Source organism: Lactococcus nasutitermitis (genome assembly GCF_018403765.1).
Taxonomy (GTDB): Bacteria; Bacillota; Bacilli; order Lactobacillales; family Streptococcaceae; genus Lactococcus; species Lactococcus nasutitermitis.
The window spans coordinates 198486-213630 of the sequence record NZ_BOVQ01000004.1 but is presented as its reverse complement, the minus strand read 5'-3'; the positions used below and the strand labels follow the sequence as shown (position 1 = coordinate 213630).

General features: G+C 37.2%; 15 protein-coding genes. 9 read left to right on the top strand and 6 right to left on the bottom strand.

What is annotated here, in order from left to right; all coding sequences use genetic code 11:
- The first annotated feature begins 37 nt into the window (after positions 1-37).
- The 5 genes from KJS36_RS05350 to KJS36_RS05330 all read left to right on the top strand — a co-directional run bounded on the left by KJS36_RS05350 (position 38) and on the right by KJS36_RS05330 (position 3831).
- The gene (locus tag KJS36_RS05350; RefSeq protein ID WP_213535071.1) at positions 38-538 is read left to right on the top strand and encodes a GNAT family N-acetyltransferase; all 501 of its coding nucleotides are present in this window, start codon (positions 38-40) and stop codon (positions 536-538) included.
- 8 nt (positions 539-546) lie between these two features.
- Positions 547-1122 carry a hypothetical protein gene (locus KJS36_RS05345; RefSeq protein WP_213535069.1) on the top strand — a complete coding sequence of 192 codons (576 nt, stop codon included), beginning with the start codon at positions 547-549 and terminating at the stop codon, positions 1120-1122.
- 24 nt (positions 1123-1146) lie between these two features.
- The gene (gene pyrF / locus KJS36_RS05340) at positions 1147-1866 is read left to right on the top strand and encodes an orotidine-5'-phosphate decarboxylase (protein WP_244842718.1); all 720 of its coding nucleotides are present in this window, start codon (positions 1147-1149) and stop codon (positions 1864-1866) included.
- Positions 1867-2061: 195 nt separating this feature from the next.
- Positions 2062-2679 (top strand): hypothetical protein, encoded by a 618-nt coding sequence (locus tag KJS36_RS05335; protein WP_213535064.1) that lies wholly within the window; start codon positions 2062-2064, stop codon positions 2677-2679.
- Between the two features lie 213 nt (positions 2680-2892).
- Positions 2893-3831 carry a Rossmann-fold NAD(P)-binding domain-containing protein gene (locus tag KJS36_RS05330; protein WP_213535062.1) on the top strand — a complete coding sequence of 313 codons (939 nt, stop codon included), beginning with the start codon at positions 2893-2895 and terminating at the stop codon, positions 3829-3831.
- 1029 nt (positions 3832-4860) lie between these two features.
- Here the strand turns inward: KJS36_RS05330 and rsmG are convergent.
- The 4 genes from rsmG to KJS36_RS05310 are packed head-to-tail and all read right to left on the bottom strand — an operon-like array spanning position 4861 to position 7437.
- Positions 4861-5577: a 16S rRNA (guanine(527)-N(7))-methyltransferase RsmG gene (gene rsmG / locus KJS36_RS05325; protein WP_213535060.1), complete on the bottom strand. Its 717-nt coding sequence runs from the start codon at positions 5575-5577 to the stop codon at positions 4861-4863.
- Complete coding sequence (locus KJS36_RS05320; protein ID WP_213535058.1) at positions 5574-6533, bottom strand: polyprenyl synthetase family protein; 960 nt, start codon at positions 6531-6533, stop codon at positions 5574-5576. The genes rsmG and KJS36_RS05320 overlap by 4 nt, the downstream gene beginning before the upstream one ends.
- Complete coding sequence (locus tag KJS36_RS05315) at positions 6524-7054, bottom strand: Gx transporter family protein (protein WP_213535056.1); 531 nt, start codon at positions 7052-7054, stop codon at positions 6524-6526. Before KJS36_RS05315 ends, KJS36_RS05320 begins: the two co-directional genes overlap by 10 nt.
- A complete protein-coding gene (locus KJS36_RS05310) occupies positions 7051-7437 on the bottom strand; it encodes a NusG domain II-containing protein (RefSeq protein ID WP_244842710.1) in 387 nt (128 codons plus the stop codon). The genes KJS36_RS05315 and KJS36_RS05310 overlap by 4 nt, the downstream gene beginning before the upstream one ends.
- Positions 7438-7699: 262 nt before the next feature.
- On the opposite strand from KJS36_RS05310, the gene KJS36_RS05305 reads away from it, so the two are divergent.
- The 4 genes from KJS36_RS05305 to KJS36_RS05290 all read left to right on the top strand — a co-directional run bounded on the left by KJS36_RS05305 (position 7700) and on the right by KJS36_RS05290 (position 13039).
- On the top strand, positions 7700-8065 hold the full coding sequence (locus KJS36_RS05305) for an EF2685/EF0750 family sortase-dependent surface protein (RefSeq protein ID WP_213535054.1): 366 nt from the start codon (positions 7700-7702) through the stop codon (positions 8063-8065).
- 35 nt (positions 8066-8100) lie between these two features.
- Positions 8101-8913, top strand: coding sequence for a WxL domain-containing protein (locus tag KJS36_RS05300; RefSeq protein ID WP_213535052.1), 813 nt, complete (start codon positions 8101-8103; stop codon positions 8911-8913).
- A 62-nt stretch (positions 8914-8975) separates the two neighbouring features.
- Positions 8976-11726 carry a MucBP domain-containing protein gene (locus KJS36_RS05295; RefSeq protein WP_213535050.1) on the top strand — a complete coding sequence of 917 codons (2751 nt, stop codon included), beginning with the start codon at positions 8976-8978 and terminating at the stop codon, positions 11724-11726.
- Positions 11727-11869: 143 nt separating this feature from the next.
- A complete protein-coding gene (locus tag KJS36_RS05290) occupies positions 11870-13039 on the top strand; it encodes a WxLIP family cell surface protein (RefSeq protein WP_213535049.1) in 1170 nt (389 codons plus the stop codon).
- Between the two features lie 26 nt (positions 13040-13065).
- Here KJS36_RS05290 and galU read toward each other — a convergent pair whose 3' ends face one another.
- A complete protein-coding gene (gene galU, locus KJS36_RS05285; protein ID WP_213535048.1) occupies positions 13066-13980 on the bottom strand; it encodes a UTP--glucose-1-phosphate uridylyltransferase GalU in 915 nt (304 codons plus the stop codon).
- A 63-nt stretch (positions 13981-14043) separates the two neighbouring features.
- Positions 14044-15063, bottom strand: coding sequence for an NAD(P)H-dependent glycerol-3-phosphate dehydrogenase (locus KJS36_RS05280; RefSeq protein WP_213535047.1), 1020 nt, complete (start codon positions 15061-15063; stop codon positions 14044-14046).
- Positions 15064-15145 lie beyond the last annotated feature (82 nt).

The window sequence follows — 15145 nt, the reverse complement described above, 5'->3', positions numbered from 1 at the left end:
TTTTGACAGAACTGTCAAAAATTTATGGGGATAAAAAATGAGGAAAATTGATTTACGGGAGATTACAGAAGCAGATGTGGCACTGCTTTACAGACTTTATCAGGATAAAAGTTCCATGCGCTATTTTGGACGTGCGCCGTCACAATCGGAACAGGAAGTTGCTGACGTGATTGCGGAAAATTTGAATTGGCGGACAGAAAAAATCGGCGTGCGTTATCTGGCTTTTGACGGCGTGCATTTTCTGGGATTTATTTCGCTGAAACGCTATGATACGCGATTCCAACGAGCAGAGATTGATTATATCATTGCACCTGAAGTGCGACAGCAGGGCTTTGGAACACGGATTTTACAGGCGTTTTTGCAAAGAGCTTTTGTAGAATGGCGCTTGGCACGATTGAGCGCTTATGTCAATCCTGAAAATCTGCCCTCGCAAAAGCTCTTGGAAAAATGTGGTTTTCAGCGTGAAGGATTGCTGAAAAACTGGGATGGGATTGATGGAGACTGCTATATTTATGGATTTACTAAAGAAAGTAAATGAGGTAGAAAATGACGAAAATAAAATTTGACAGCCCAATGTTTTACGCAGGATTTCCAGTATTTATTGCTTTGACAAAGCTGTCAAAAACGGGCGAAATCCTCGCGACGACTTACAGCTCGTCTTACATGCTGAATGACCGACTTGTCATGGGAATTGGCGCAGACGGACAAACGGCGTCAGAGCTGACAGAAGGGACGAAACTGTCTATCAATTATTTGTCAGAAAATGACGGACTTTTGTCTGATATTGCGGGGCTTGTGAGCCGTCGGACAAAGCTGTCAAATTTGACAGAGCAGGGGGCGATTTTGACAGAGATTGACGATGTGCCAATCCTTGAAAATGGCTTGCTGAGCATCATTGGCAAGATTGACAAAATCCTCGAAATAGACGGTGTGAAGCACCTTTTTGTCAAAATTACCGAGCGCTATATTTCTGACAGTCTTGTCAAAAATGATAACATTGACTGGGGGAATTTTGACAGCTTAGAGTACTTCGGTGCAGGCAAAGAACGGATTTACAAGTCTGTCAAATCAGATATTACAGCAAAAGGAGGCTTTTTGAAAGCCTCGCGAAAACGAAAATGAATGTTAAAAATAAAGGAGATTTATATGACTTATGAACCTAGACCAATCATCGCACTTGATTTTCCGACCTTTGATGATGTCAAAAATTTTCTTGCCAAATTTGACGAAAATGAAAAACTCTATGTAAAAATCGGAATGGAGTTGTATTATAGTGCAGGACCTGCCGTTGTTGAATACGTCAAAGCACAAGGACATAGTGTTTTCCTTGACCTGAAACTTCACGACATTCCAAATACTGTCCAGTCAGCGATGAAAGTGCTGGCAGATCTGGGTGTTGACATGACAAATGTGCATGCAGCAGGTGGACGCGAGATGATGGCAGCCGCGCGTGAAGGACTTACTATGGGAACTCCCGCAGGAAAAGCAGTTCCGAAGTTGATTGCCGTGACCCAACTTACCTCAACGAGCGAAGCAATCATGCAGCGTGACCAAAATATCCAGACGAGTTTGCAAGAATCCGTTGTTCATTATGCACAGCTGACGGCTGAAGCGGGACTTGACGGTGTCGTCTGTAGTGCACAAGAAGTGGCGCTCATCAAATCAGCGACCAATCAAGACTTTATCTGCTTAACACCAGGCATACGTCCAGCTGGAAGTGCCGTTGGCGACCAAAAACGCGTCATGACACCAAGCGCCGCACGAGAAATTGGCTCTGACTACATTGTTGTCGGACGTCCGATTACACAGGCAGAAAATCCAGTTATCGCCTATCAAAACATCAAAAATGAATGGCAAAGGAAATAAAAGAAAGCACATTATATTGTGACTTAATGAGTAAAAAAATAATCCGCAAAATTATTGCAGATTATTTTTTTATAATAGGCAAAGAGAAATAAATTTATAAAAGTTTCATTTATTAACAAAAAAGTATTATTTTGATATAATTTTGATATAAGCAAGTATCATTTTGCTTGAATATGAAAAAGTGAGAAGGCATAAATGAGTAATAAACAGGTAGATAATCCGATTATTATTAGTAAAAAACATAAAAAATCAAGAACTGGGAAAACGCATTCAGGACGTATTTCCGTAATTTTTATTTTTTTTATCCTTGTAATAAGTCTAATAATGGTAGGAGCTATTGAACTCGTTGCAGGACATTTTGGCTATGAATTAGGCGGGACTAGGCAAGGATTTGTAAAGATACCTGCAAGTAGTGCTGTTAGTCCTTTATTTGACGCACATCCTCATGCAGCTGGTAAGACCACGGTAAAATTGGGAACAATGGTGACCTTTAATAAGGGATATAAAGTAGGTGTTCTATCAATTACCCAAGGGAAAGCTGATAAATTTGGAGCGACTGAAAATGTCTCTATCAAAATAACTGCTTCAAAAAAACGAGCACTCGACTTTCAAAGTATGTATGACTTGTTTTCATTTTCAGATAAGTATGGAAACGAACTCAGCAATGGTGATAGCACAACACCTGATATCTTAACGAATGCTGAGCCAATTAAAGCAGGAGAAACAATTATTTATCATGTGAATTATCCCTCTTATGGAGGAGCACCTTATTTTTTGAAATATGGGAATGTAAAATGGGGGAATGTTAAATAATTAGACATAAATTAATGTCGTTCAACATATATTTATTTTTGGAGATATTTCGCCCTTCGGGGTGTTTTATTTTTATTCTATAAACGACAAACTCAACTATTTCAAGGGTGAATTTGCCTTATAGTTGGAAAAGTGTTATAACAAGGAAGGGAAAGCCTTTCATTATGTTAATGTTTGGTACTATATCCCAAATAAAAAAGGAGGATTATCAAAATGATTTTAGGATTCGTTAAATCTGATTTTCCAGATGAAAAACGTGTTGCGTTGCTACCTGAGGACATTAAAAACTTTGAAAATAAGTTGTATATTGAATCGGGCTTTGGAAAACAGTTGGATATTCCTGACAGTGATTATGAAAAAGCAGGCTGTCAGATTGTATCAAGGAAAGAAGTCTATGAACATTCTGAAGGTATTTTTTCGTTAAAGCTGATTCAGCCAGCTGATTATGATTTTATTCGACCAGGGCAGATGATTATTGGCTGGATTCATCCCTACGGTTCAGGAAAATCTTTCATGAAAACACAAGCTTATCCTAAAAATTTAATTGTTGTTGATTTAGATAGTCAATCTCCACAAGTATTTTACAAAAATAAGAATTTTCCTGCTAAAAATATTCCTAGAGATATGCTTTTTAGAAATAGCTTTTTTGCAGGACTTTCGGGTACATTCCACGCTTTTCAAAATTTTGGTATTATTCCTGATGATACTACGCACATTGCAGTCTTGGGCTCAGGGAATGTTTCTCAGGGAGCTTTTCAGGCAGTTTCAAAGTTTTCTTCAAATCTACGAATGTTTTATCGCCGAACATTACCATTGTTTAAGGAAACAATGGCGGATTATGATGTTATTATCAATGGTATAGAAGTAGGAGATAATGGAGAACCTATAATTTCTTTGATAGAGCAGAGTAAACTCAAAAAAGGGACTTTCATTATTGATATTGCGGCGGATGCAGGAAACGCCATCCAAGGAAATCATACGATGTCTATCAGTCATCCCATCTATCAAGAACATGGAGTTTACCATTATGTCGTTCCGAATACACCTTCTCTTGCTTATCGAAATGTTAGCAAAATACTAAGTAAACAGTTTAGTCAACACGTATTTAAGCAAGACATCACTATCTTTAAAGAAATGATAGAACCATCTTAATTATATTTACAATTTAATTTGACAAGTTATGTTATTAGTGTTAGGATAAGAATGTAGGTTTTGTCATGAGTTAACTGTTTTAGAGGAATACACTTTTCGCAAAATGAGATTTACAATTTTGTGAAAGGAAGAATAGAAATGTCTAAAAACACAGAAACGCTTATTAAAATTAATGGTTATCTTTTTCATCTTAATCAGAGAACAATGAAATTAACAATGATTTATAAAAAGTAAGATTATAATGCTCCCCATAACTTGGATTAAAATCCAGAAATATGGGGAGTTTTATTATGGTTAAATCAAAGTAACAGTTACTTAGATGGAAAAATTGAGAGAAGAGAAAATCAAATTTTAAAGTCTATCATTTAAAATAGAGTTGAATTATAAGCCAAAATAGGTAAAGACGTAGGTGAGATTTATCTTGACAGCGATACTTTCGACATCTACCAATGGGATGGTTCAAACTGGAATAAGATTGGTAACATCAAGGGTGCCACAGGCGCAACTGGAGCTACTGATTTAAGTAACAACCGTGGTAAAACTAATGTTTCTTTAAACACTCCGGCTACTTTTGGGGGAGATGCTTCTAAGAGTGCACTTCTGTACTATGTACCAGCAAATTCCAATGTTAGTAAAGTAAGTACAAATTTACCTGTTACTGGAGATTCTGAAAGTAATAATGAAGCAATAGAAGCAGGATTTGCTTTGATTGCTGGAGCTACACTTCTTGGAATCCTTACACTCAGTTTACGTAGACGTAAAGAATTTGAAGGCATTTAATTTTAGCCACTTGATTTGAAAAATAATACAAAAACCGTAAATATCACTTTACGGTTTTTGTTTGTGCTTTTTAAAGAGTTCTTTTTGATTTAAAAAAGAAAACTTTTAGATTCACTGTGATATGAAGGCTGTGATAAAAGAAGTAGTACAATCTGCTTTCCAGATTATATCGAACATTTATTCGATTTCTGTCCTTGTTTCCAATCTGACAAAAAAATGGCAAATAAAAAAACGATTTTTAAATCGTTTTTAATGAATTGGTTGTTTATTCGGTGTACCCGCTTTTCGCGGGTATTTTTTTGGTGTTTCTTTTTTCTTTGTGATGACGGCGATGTGTCGCTCGTCGCCATTTGGCAATTCGTAAGCAATTTCGCGGTCGAATTTTGCCCCGAGCACAGCAATCGCCCGTTTTGCATCTGACAATTCTTCCTCAAATTGACTGGCTTTGAGTGAGAGAAGTTGTCCATTTTTTTTCAAGAATGGAAGTGTCAATTCAGATAAAACAGAAAGTCGTGCCACAGCACGTGCCGTTACGAGGTCAAATTGTTCACGATAAAGTGGATTTTGACCAAAATCTTCCGCCCGTCCATGCAAAAGTGTCACATTTTCCAGCCCCAACATTTTTGACAGTTCTGTCAAAAAAATAATTCGCTTGTTGAGCGAGTCAATAATTGTCACCTGCAAATCCGGAAATAAAATTTTCATTGGCAAACTCGGAAAACCAGCACCGGCGCCGATATCAAGAATTTTGACAGAACTATCAAAAACACAACCATACAAAATCGGCGCCACAGAATCGTAAAAATGTTTCAAATAAACCTCAGATTTCTCCGTAATGGCTGTCAAATTTATCTTTTCATTCCAGTCAACCAACAGCTCAAAATAGCGCTCAAATTGAGCTTTTTGCAAGTCTGTTAAAAAAATATTAAAGCTCGCAAGCTCCTTGTAAAATTCCTCAGCTGTCATAAAGTTCGCTCCAAAAGTTGTCGGGTAATCTCAGAAATCATTTCTCTATTTTCACCCTTTGGTAATTTGTCAATTAAGCTTAAAGCCGTATCAGTATAGGATTTTGCCAGCTTTTTCGTCTCTGTCAAAGCCTCAGAATTTTTGACAAAACTGTAAAAATCATCAAAACGCTCTGTCAAAAGCATTTCGCTTACCAATTCTCGATTTTCCTGCAAAGCAAAGAGTACTGGTGCGGAATAAATTCCCTGACGTACATCTTCCAGCACAGGTTTTCCCAAAATTTCCGCATCACTTGCATAATCCAGATAATCGTCCATGATTTGAAAAGCAATCCCAATCGCCATTCCAATCTTATAGGCACTGTTCGCCAATCGTGGGTGATTGTCCACAAGAAGCGCTACACTTGAAGCCATCGCAAAAAGTTCGCCCGTTTTCCCAGAAATATTTTCAATGTAATCATCAAGTGTCTGCTCTAAGTCAAAATGCTTGTTCAGCTGCCCCAACTCACCACCGAGAAGTCGCTCAATTGAACCCAGATTTTTCGTCAAATTTTTCAACTCAACCGTATGTTTTGAGAGCAATTTAAAAACCGCAACAAACAAATAATCCCCAGCATAAACCGCAATTTCTGAACCATAGCGCGCCGACAAAGTTGCCACACCGCGTCTTGTATCCGCCTTGTCAATCACATCATCATGAATCAACGTCGCCGTATGTAACATTTCAACACTTGCCGCTAGCGCAATTTTTTCATTCTCAGAAAGACGAGTAAAACCAGCAAACAGCAACAAATAAGCAGGACGCAACATTTTACCACCTGCATCAAAAATATCAAAAATTGCTGATTTTATCTCATTATTTTTCACAGTAATCTGACTTTTCATCAGATGCTGTACTTTTTTCAAATTTTTATCGAGTTCTGGCACATCCGCCCAAATCATCTTTTTTACGTCCATTGTTTACTTTCTTTAATAAATAAATCGTGAATTGGTTTAATCCGTGTAATCAGCTGATTTCCCCCAATCCCAATCGCAAAACCAGCGAGCATACCGAAAAATGCCAACCAAGGCAAATAAAGCATGACCGAAGTCGCTTTCGCAAGAAGCGCTGCTACCGCAAGTTGCCCAAGATTATGGAAAAATCCCCCAACAATCGAAACACCAATCAATGAAACTAACTTTGGACCAAAGCGTTTCATCACATACATCATCAAAAGAGATAAAATTCCGCCCGCTGCCGAATAAATAAAAACAGAAAAACCTGTAAAAAGTGCCGTAATCAGCAAGCGTAAAATCTCCATTGCCCAAACTTTTCGCCAATTCAACGTAAAAATCGCAATCAGCATCACTAAATTTGCCAGTCCAATCTTCGCCCCCGGAGCAAAAGCAAAAAACGGTGGCAACCAACTCTCAAAAATCCCCATGACAACAGCAACAGCAGTCAAAAGCGAGACATACACATATTCTTTCACATTCATGCGTTGTAATCCACCTCATTATTTTTATGTCCGCTCATCACCTGAATGACTAAGCTATGTGGCAAGCACACGATTGTTTGACCAACCTTAGAAATAAAACCCTGCTTCACATCAATCTGGTCCCGACAATTCGCCTTAATCACCGCAATTTTGCCATTTCTCACTTCAATTTTATTATAATCGCCATCTTTTGCTCGATAAGTCCAAATCTGATTTTTATTCAAATCAAAATCGCGAACCACTTTACCATGTACCCGAAGTTGCGCCATCGCACCAGCTTTCTGACTTGGCAAAAAAGCCAGCACAGAAAAAGAAGCCAGAAAAAGCACAACAACAACCACAAAATCGAAAGGCTTAATTCTTATATCTCTAAGAAATTTCATTATTATCATCATAGCATATTTTGCGAAATTTTTCATATATATAGGCAATCAAAATGATTATCAGATAGATAATATAAAAAAACATTAATATTCTCACAAATTACTTTTATCTAACAATGTACTCTTTTAACTACAAATGTCTTGTAATAGCTTTCATGACGTGCTAAAATATATTGTGTGGAGAATGAGAACAGTTCTTATTTTTCACAAAATGAAAACAATTTTCATTTTTAATAAAAACTTAATAGAAAGGAAGACGCAGATGAAAAAAGCTTTCATTGTATTCGCTCTATTTTTTATCGTAGCTCCTCCAGTTCGAGCAGATGCCGAAGTATCAGGAGAAATATCTCATGGAAGCATTGGATTTGTTGGTAAATACGAACCAGTAAACCCACCCCAAAATTCACAAAATGATGATACGGACGAATCGCTCACAACAAAAAATCAAGAAAAAAATGTTTCACTCTCCAATTCACATGAAAGAATTTCAAACTCAAAAAAATTATTACCCAAGACAGGACAAACACCTTCCAGTTTTGAACAGTTTGGCATCCTTTCACTCTTAGCCGCACTTGCTTTATTAACTTTAAAAAGTAAGAAAAACAAAATATCATTTCTATTTTATTGATATTAGCACATTATTTTTTCTAGGAAAGGAAAAAAATGAAAAAAACAATCACAATCAGCTCAGCTCTACTTACAGCTCTCACATTCACGACAGCTCTTGCACCTCTCGCACACGCAGAAATCAATGACTCAACCCCAGCTGGAACATATGGTTCCACAGGCACGGTTAAATTTCAGTCAAGTGATACAACAACACCACCAGTAAATCCGGAAAATCCAGACCCATCAAATCCTGTACTTCCATCAAATCCAGATGGTACAGACCCACAACCTGGAACAAACGGTCCTCTCTCGATTGATTTTGCATCATCATTGACTTTTGGGACACAAGATATTTCAAGCTCTGATAAAACTTATTATGCAGCAGCTCAAGGATTAAAAAATGCAGACAATAGTCTTAGTTATGTTCCCGACTACGTACAAGTTTCTGATAATCGTGGAACATTTGCAGGTTGGAGTCTTTATGTAAATTGGGATGGACAATTCCGCCGTCAAGGTGCTGATGCTTCATCAACAAAAGCAGGAGATGTTCTAACAGGAGCAGAATTAACTTTCAATAGTGGCGCAGCAAATAATCTAGCAACGAGTATCACTCCGACAGCCGTATCAAGCTACACATTGGGAGAGACTACAGGTGCCAATGAACAACTTGTCATGAATGCAACCCAAGGGAGAGGAATGGGAACATCTGTTGTAGAATATGGTGCATCGAGTGACTATGATGGCACTTATACTTCAACTGGAAGTAAAAGTCCGATAACTTTGAGTGTACCGGGTTCTACAGTAAAAGCAGCAGATACTTATACCACCAATCTTACATGGACACTCTCAAGTACTCCTGACTTATAAAAATATATGTGGAGGGCAAAAATACAACTTGCCTTACTTATCCAACTTTAAAGGTACACAAGATGACAAAACAAAAAAACTTACTAAAAAAACTGAATAATTGTTGTGCAACAACCTTACTTTTAGTAAGCACCTTGTTGCCCACACTTGGAATACTCTCTATCTCAAATGTTATTGCTGATACAAAAGATAATGTAGGAACAAGTATAGATACGCCGGGAAATCAAACGGCAAATACTGCAAATACAGGAAACACCCCAGATTATGGCACAATTGGAAATGATAACGGTTATAATGGAGGTTTTCTTAGCGCTTCAACGAATTATATCTTTAATGCTGGAAAGACTAATGAATATACAACAGGAAATATTGCATATTCTACAGGAAGTGTTTGGGGATTAAAGCAACAAAAACCAAGCTTTTCTGGCAATACAGCAATTTTAGCAACGACAGATAATCCAGCAGGTTATACAATCAATTCATCGATTAATGATATCAATACATCCACGCAACCAACTTATGGTGGAGGAGCAGAAATTTTAGCATCTTCTATAGATTGGAAATCAAACTTTAGTATGTCGTATAGTATTGCTGGAGGAAATGCCTATGCCAATTCTGGTACAGGGCTGATGTTTACTCCCCTAGCACCAATGGACCTTGAGAGCTATATGAATGGTGAAGCTGTCAATTATCCTCTCAAGGGAGCGGGAGCAACAGTACAAGCAAATTATCCAAGTTATTTGCAAAATTTGCCAATTAATGGCTTGAATAATTCTTTCGGTATATTTGCTAAAGGTTCAAATATGGGATTGATTTATACAAATAGCTCAGGTGCGCTTAGTACATACAATAATACATCTATTACGATGACAAATCCAACAAGTGCTGGTTCGACATTCACTTGGAGTTCTGCTGCGAGTATTTATACACATATGGGAGCATTTACTGCCACTACAGCACCAGCTGACTTTACAAATGCTTATTACAAGTTAAGCTATACGGCAAGTACCCGAGCATTGACAGTCACGCGCTATACCAACAGTAGTTATACAACAGTCCTCCCTATAACGAGTGATGGAAATTATACCGTCTATTCTGGAACAACTAATACTCAACCTGCAAATGGAAGTACTTTTTTACCAAGCTTTACCACAACAATTCCAGCACAACTTGTAGGTCAAACATACTCACTTGCATTTTCTCGGACTCTTTATAATGCAGTCGCCATTGGAACAGGAACTTGGCTCAATAATAGCACATCCAGTCCTAACAATTATACGGGAATGCCGTTGACGACCTCTGTGACGATGAATGCTTATAGTTTTACAACACCAACGTCAAGCTTGACAATCAACTATCAAGACGAGGAAGGTAATACTGTCAAACCGTCTACAACTCTTGGAGCAAATGTTGGAGCAACAATTGGTATCAATGGTTTATCTCCTAATGCAATGGAAGATGCTTGGAGTTATGACCCAGCAAGTATAGCAGGTTATCAAGCAATAAGCGCCAATGACACAACGGTCACGTCTAACGCTTCTAATAATCAATTGACAATCATCTATAAACAAGCAGCGCTTCCTGCCGTTACAACTTTTCATTTTCAAAATGTTTTTGGAAACTCTATTAGTGGACTAAATGATATTTCACAATCTGGTTCTATAAACGTAACGACGATTGTTGACCCTTCAGATATGATTGTTTGGCCGAGTGGTTATGCCTTATCGAGTATTGCAAATGTTGTAGGACCAGATAATCAGTCCTATCCCACGATTGCAGCAGCAGTTACTGCCAATCCAATAATGAGTACTGTGAGTAGTAATTTTACTATAACAGTTAATCAAGAGGCAACAACAACATTTGCCTTTCAATATACGACAGATGCACAAAATACACCCGCTATTCCTCAAAGTCTTATACAAGAAGGAAACCTTGGAGCAACAATTACTAATCCTGATTTGTCCACTTTAATTCCAGCAGGTTATACGATTGAAAGTGTCATGACACCCAATAATCAACAAAATAATGATATTGCGGGTGCTTTGAGCAGTTATCCGACAATGGCGCAGACAGATAATCTTTTTCTGGTTACTTTAGCACCTGAGGATAGTACCGTTCATGTAAATTTTGCCTTATATGACGAAAGTCAAAGTATCGCTCTTCCGTCCTCTCTTTCTTATACGGGCTTAACAGGCGAAGGTATAGGAGCAGAGCTTTCAAGTGATGTTGAAAAGATATTGTCAGAAAATACAGTTGTAAAAGCTGTTACAGGACCAGATGGAAAATCATATGATACGATGTCTCAAGCACAAACAGCTTGTCCAAATTATGAAAGTGGAGCAAACTTTACCGTTTATTTATTAGATAAAGGGACTTTGACATTGCAAACACCGGATACCATAGATTTTGGAACAAACAATGTAAGCTCTCTCACTCAAAAATTATCAGGAAAACTTGACAAAACTTTGCAAGTGACAGATAGTCGAACAACAGATTATCTGACGGATTGGACACTATATGTTGCACAAACATCACCAATACAAGAAGTAGATTTACAAGGAAATCCAATGAGTGGTGGTATTTCTTTTGATGGGGATTTGATTTACAATGATGGAACAAATGATATAATACTATCAAATAATCAAGTAGGTATATTTAATCAAGAAAATCCAGTAAGTGGTGTAACCAATATTTCTAATGGTTGGACAGGAAAACAAGGTTTTTGGCTGAATACACCGATAACAACACAAAAAGTGGATACAACTTTTGAAGGGACTTTGACATGGACACTTGTCTTAGCTCCAACCACTTAAATAAAAAAATAAGGAAACGTCAGTCTATGCTGACTGACGCTTTTCTATTATTATGATGATGCGAAATACTCATTTGAGCAAAGAATCTTTGAAGTAAAGGTTCTTTGGTGAAATGAGAAAATAACATAAAAAAGGAATACATGATGGGCAAAATAAAAAAGATAGTTTTTATATTTATTCTAGTCTTTACGGTATGTTTAGGGACAAAAAAAGTAGCAGCAAATGAATTTAATTTTTCGGTAACTCCAGTTATTCCAAGTAATCAAATTCAAGAGGGACTCTCTTATTTTAATTTATCACTAAAAGCAGGACAAAAACAGACACTTCAACTTGTAGTGGCTAATAGCACGAACAAAGAAGTAACTGTTAATATTGGCATAGCAAGCAGCACAACAAATGTAAATGGAGTTGTTGAATACAGTCCGAATGACATCAAAGCAGATAAAAGTTTGAAATATAATTTGAGTGATTATGTGAAAGCACCTAAAAAAATTCTTCTTTCTCCTCAAAGTAAGCAAAACATTTCAGTAGAAGTCCAAATGCCCAAGAATAATTTTGATGGTATTATGGCAGGTGGGTTAACTTTTAAAGAAGAAGTAGCCTCACCAAGTCAAGCATCAAAAACAAAGGGCGTCACTATTAATAACCAATATCGATTTGTTATAGCCTTGTTAATGCAACAAAACACTAAAAATTTAGCTCCTATACTAAATATGAATAACGTGACAGCAAGTCAAGCCAATTCGCGTAATGCTGTTTATGCTAATTTTGAAAATTCTGCAGCTACTTTTTTGAGAAATATGGTAGTAGATGCCAAAGTAACCAAAAATAATAGCTCAACGGTACTCTACAGTCTTCAAAAAGAAATGATGAGTATGGCGCCCAACTCTAACTTTAGTCTTCCAATGTCTTTGAATGGTAAAAAATTTCAAGCGGGAACTTATCATTATGAGGCAGATGTATATAGTCTGAAATCTGCAAATGGAGATTATATTTATGGGAAAGATGCGGATGGAAAACCTCAGCATTATGTCTATAAATGGCACTTTGATAAGAATTTTATAATTAGTCCTCAAAGTGCAAGCCATTTGAATGCGACAGACGTTTCTATCAAATCAGAACATTTTTCTTTCTTATGGTTAATTGTTGGAGTTATCTTTGTTATTCTTGCTTTGTTGATACTTATTTTCATTCTTTTAAAACGCCGAAAAGAAAAGGAACACGAGAAAACAATAGCGATGGCAACAGAATTAGAGACTGTTAAAGCAGAATTGGAAGCTAAAAAGGCAGAAGAGAATAGAAAGACATTATAAAAAATAAGCTATTCTTTAAGAGTAACTTATTTTTTATTTTCAGAAAGTTCCTTAGCTTTTTCAATGATATACTTACGTAGATTATCTTTAATCTGTGGGTGTTGCAAACCATACTCAATAGATGTTTCCATAAAGCCAAATTTATCACCGACATCGTAACGTTTCCCAGTAAATTCATGAGCAAACACACGTTGCGTTTTATTCAAAGTTTCAATCGCATCCGTCAGCTGAATTTCATTGCCCGCACCAGGTGTTTGATGTTCCAAAATTCCAAAAATCTCAGGTGTCAACAAGTAACGACCAATAATTGCCAAATCAGACGGCGCATCTTCAACAGCAGGTTTTTCAACAAATTGTGCAACATTATATAATCCTTTAGAAACTTCGCCCTCAGGATTAATCACACCATATTTATCTACATCTTCATGAGGAACCTTCATCACGGCAATCGTTGAAGCGTGCGTTTTTTCATAATCATCAATCAGTTGCTTAGTTAATGGCACACATTTTTTATCCATAATATCCATCAAATCATCGCCCAGCATGACCACAAAAGGTTCATCACCAACAAAAGCTTTTGCCTGCAAAACCGCATGACCCAAACCATTTGGGTGGCTCTGACGAATGAAATGCAAATTGATATCCGTTGTTTCCTCAACCAATTTTAAAAGATCTGTTTTCCCTTTTTCTTTCAGGTTTTGTTCCAATTCAATATTTGAATCAAAATGGTCTTCGATTGGACGTTTTGCCTTTCCAGTGACAATCAAAATATCCTCAATCCCTGATTTTAATGCTTCCTCAACGATAAACTGAATAGTTGGTTTATCAACGATTGGTAACATTTCCTTAGCAATCGCTTTAGTAGCAGGCAAAAAACGTGTTCCTAAACCCGCAGCAGGAATAACCGCTTTGCGTACTTTCTTTTTTTCATCTGTATCCATAACACTCTCCTTATTCATAATAACGCATACAAATTGTAGCACAAGTCAAAAAAACTTGCAAGATTAGTTAGAAAATTCATTCTCCTCACGTGTTTCACGACGCATGATATCAAGAATTCCTGCACGCGCATCCATTCCTTCATAAAGAACTTTATAAATCGTTTCTGTGATTGGCATATCAATGTGAAGCTGTTGTGCAAGTTCATAAGCAACTTTCGTTGTAGAAACACCTTCAATAATCATTCCCATATTCCGCTCAACATCTTCGAGTTTTTCGCCACGCCCTAGAGCATCTCCAGCTCGCCAATTTCGAGAATGAACAGAAGTTCCAGTAACAATCAAATCACCAACACCAGATAAACCACTGTAAGTCAAAGGTTTTGCTCCCATTGCGACACCAAGTCGTGTGATTTCAGTTAAACCACGCGTAATAATCGCCGCTTTTGCATTGTCGCCAAATCCCAAACCATGCAAAGCGCCAGCACCGACAGCAATGATATTTTTCAAAGCGCCAGCAGTTTCAACACCAATCACATCAGTATTACTATAAAGTCGGAAATAGTCGTTACTCAGAAGCTGCTGCGCATACTTTGCTTCATCATGATTGTTAGAAGCAGCAGAGATCAATGTAATATCACGAACAATTGTCTCCTCAGCATGAGAAGGGCCAGAAACAACAACGATTTCATCACGATATTCTGCAGGGATTTCCTCTTCCAAGATACATGAAATACGCTCATGCGTTCCTTGTTCCAAGCCTTTTGAAGCGTGCAAAACATGAACTTTATGTTTTAAAACTTGCGCCACTTGTTTTGCCACCAAACGTGTCACTTTTGTTGGAACAACAAATAAAATAGCGTTAACATTTGCTAAAGCATCTTCCAAATCATCATAAGCTTTGATTTTCTCGTCAAGAACAACTTCTTTGAAATAACGTGTATTAGTGTGTTTTTCATTGATTTCTGCAATTTGTTCAGGATTATTTCCCCAAATACGAACATCATGACCATTGTCATTGAGCACCTGAGACAACGCAGTTCCCCAAGAACCAGGACCGAGTACAGCAATTTTTTGTGGATTCATATGAGTCCCCTTTATTTTTATGATTATATAAGAAATATAAAATCAAATTCTTATCCTATTTTCATTTTAACATAATGCAAAA

Bases quoted from the DNA above. Each gene is read 5' to 3' on its own strand.
- KJS36_RS05350 (WP_213535071.1), top strand. From the start codon at position 38: ATGAGGAAAATTGATTTACGGGAGATTACAGAAGCAGATGTGGCACTG.
- KJS36_RS05345 (WP_213535069.1), top strand. From the start codon at position 547: ATGACGAAAATAAAATTTGACAGCCCAATGTTTTACGCAGGATTTCCA.
- pyrF (WP_244842718.1), top strand. From the start codon at position 1,147: ATGACTTATGAACCTAGACCAATCATCGCACTTGATTTTCCGACCTTT.
- KJS36_RS05335 (WP_213535064.1), top strand. From the start codon at position 2,062: ATGAGTAATAAACAGGTAGATAATCCGATTATTATTAGTAAAAAACAT.
- KJS36_RS05330 (WP_213535062.1), top strand. From the start codon at position 2,893: ATGATTTTAGGATTCGTTAAATCTGATTTTCCAGATGAAAAACGTGTT.
- rsmG (WP_213535060.1), bottom strand. From the start codon at position 5,577: ATGACAGCTGAGGAATTTTACAAGGAGCTTGCGAGCTTTAATATTTTT.
- KJS36_RS05320 (WP_213535058.1), bottom strand. From the start codon at position 6,533: ATGGACGTAAAAAAGATGATTTGGGCGGATGTGCCAGAACTCGATAAA.
- KJS36_RS05315 (WP_213535056.1), bottom strand. From the start codon at position 7,054: ATGAATGTGAAAGAATATGTGTATGTCTCGCTTTTGACTGCTGTTGCT.
- KJS36_RS05310 (WP_244842710.1), bottom strand. From the start codon at position 7,437: ATGAAATTTCTTAGAGATATAAGAATTAAGCCTTTCGATTTTGTGGTT.
- KJS36_RS05305 (WP_213535054.1), top strand. From the start codon at position 7,700: ATGAAAAAAGCTTTCATTGTATTCGCTCTATTTTTTATCGTAGCTCCT.
- KJS36_RS05300 (WP_213535052.1), top strand. From the start codon at position 8,101: ATGAAAAAAACAATCACAATCAGCTCAGCTCTACTTACAGCTCTCACA.
- KJS36_RS05295 (WP_213535050.1), top strand. From the start codon at position 8,976: ATGACAAAACAAAAAAACTTACTAAAAAAACTGAATAATTGTTGTGCA.
- KJS36_RS05290 (WP_213535049.1), top strand. From the start codon at position 11,870: ATGGGCAAAATAAAAAAGATAGTTTTTATATTTATTCTAGTCTTTACG.
- galU (WP_213535048.1), bottom strand. From the start codon at position 13,980: ATGGATACAGATGAAAAAAAGAAAGTACGCAAAGCGGTTATTCCTGCT.
- KJS36_RS05280 (WP_213535047.1), bottom strand. From the start codon at position 15,063: ATGAATCCACAAAAAATTGCTGTACTCGGTCCTGGTTCTTGGGGAACT.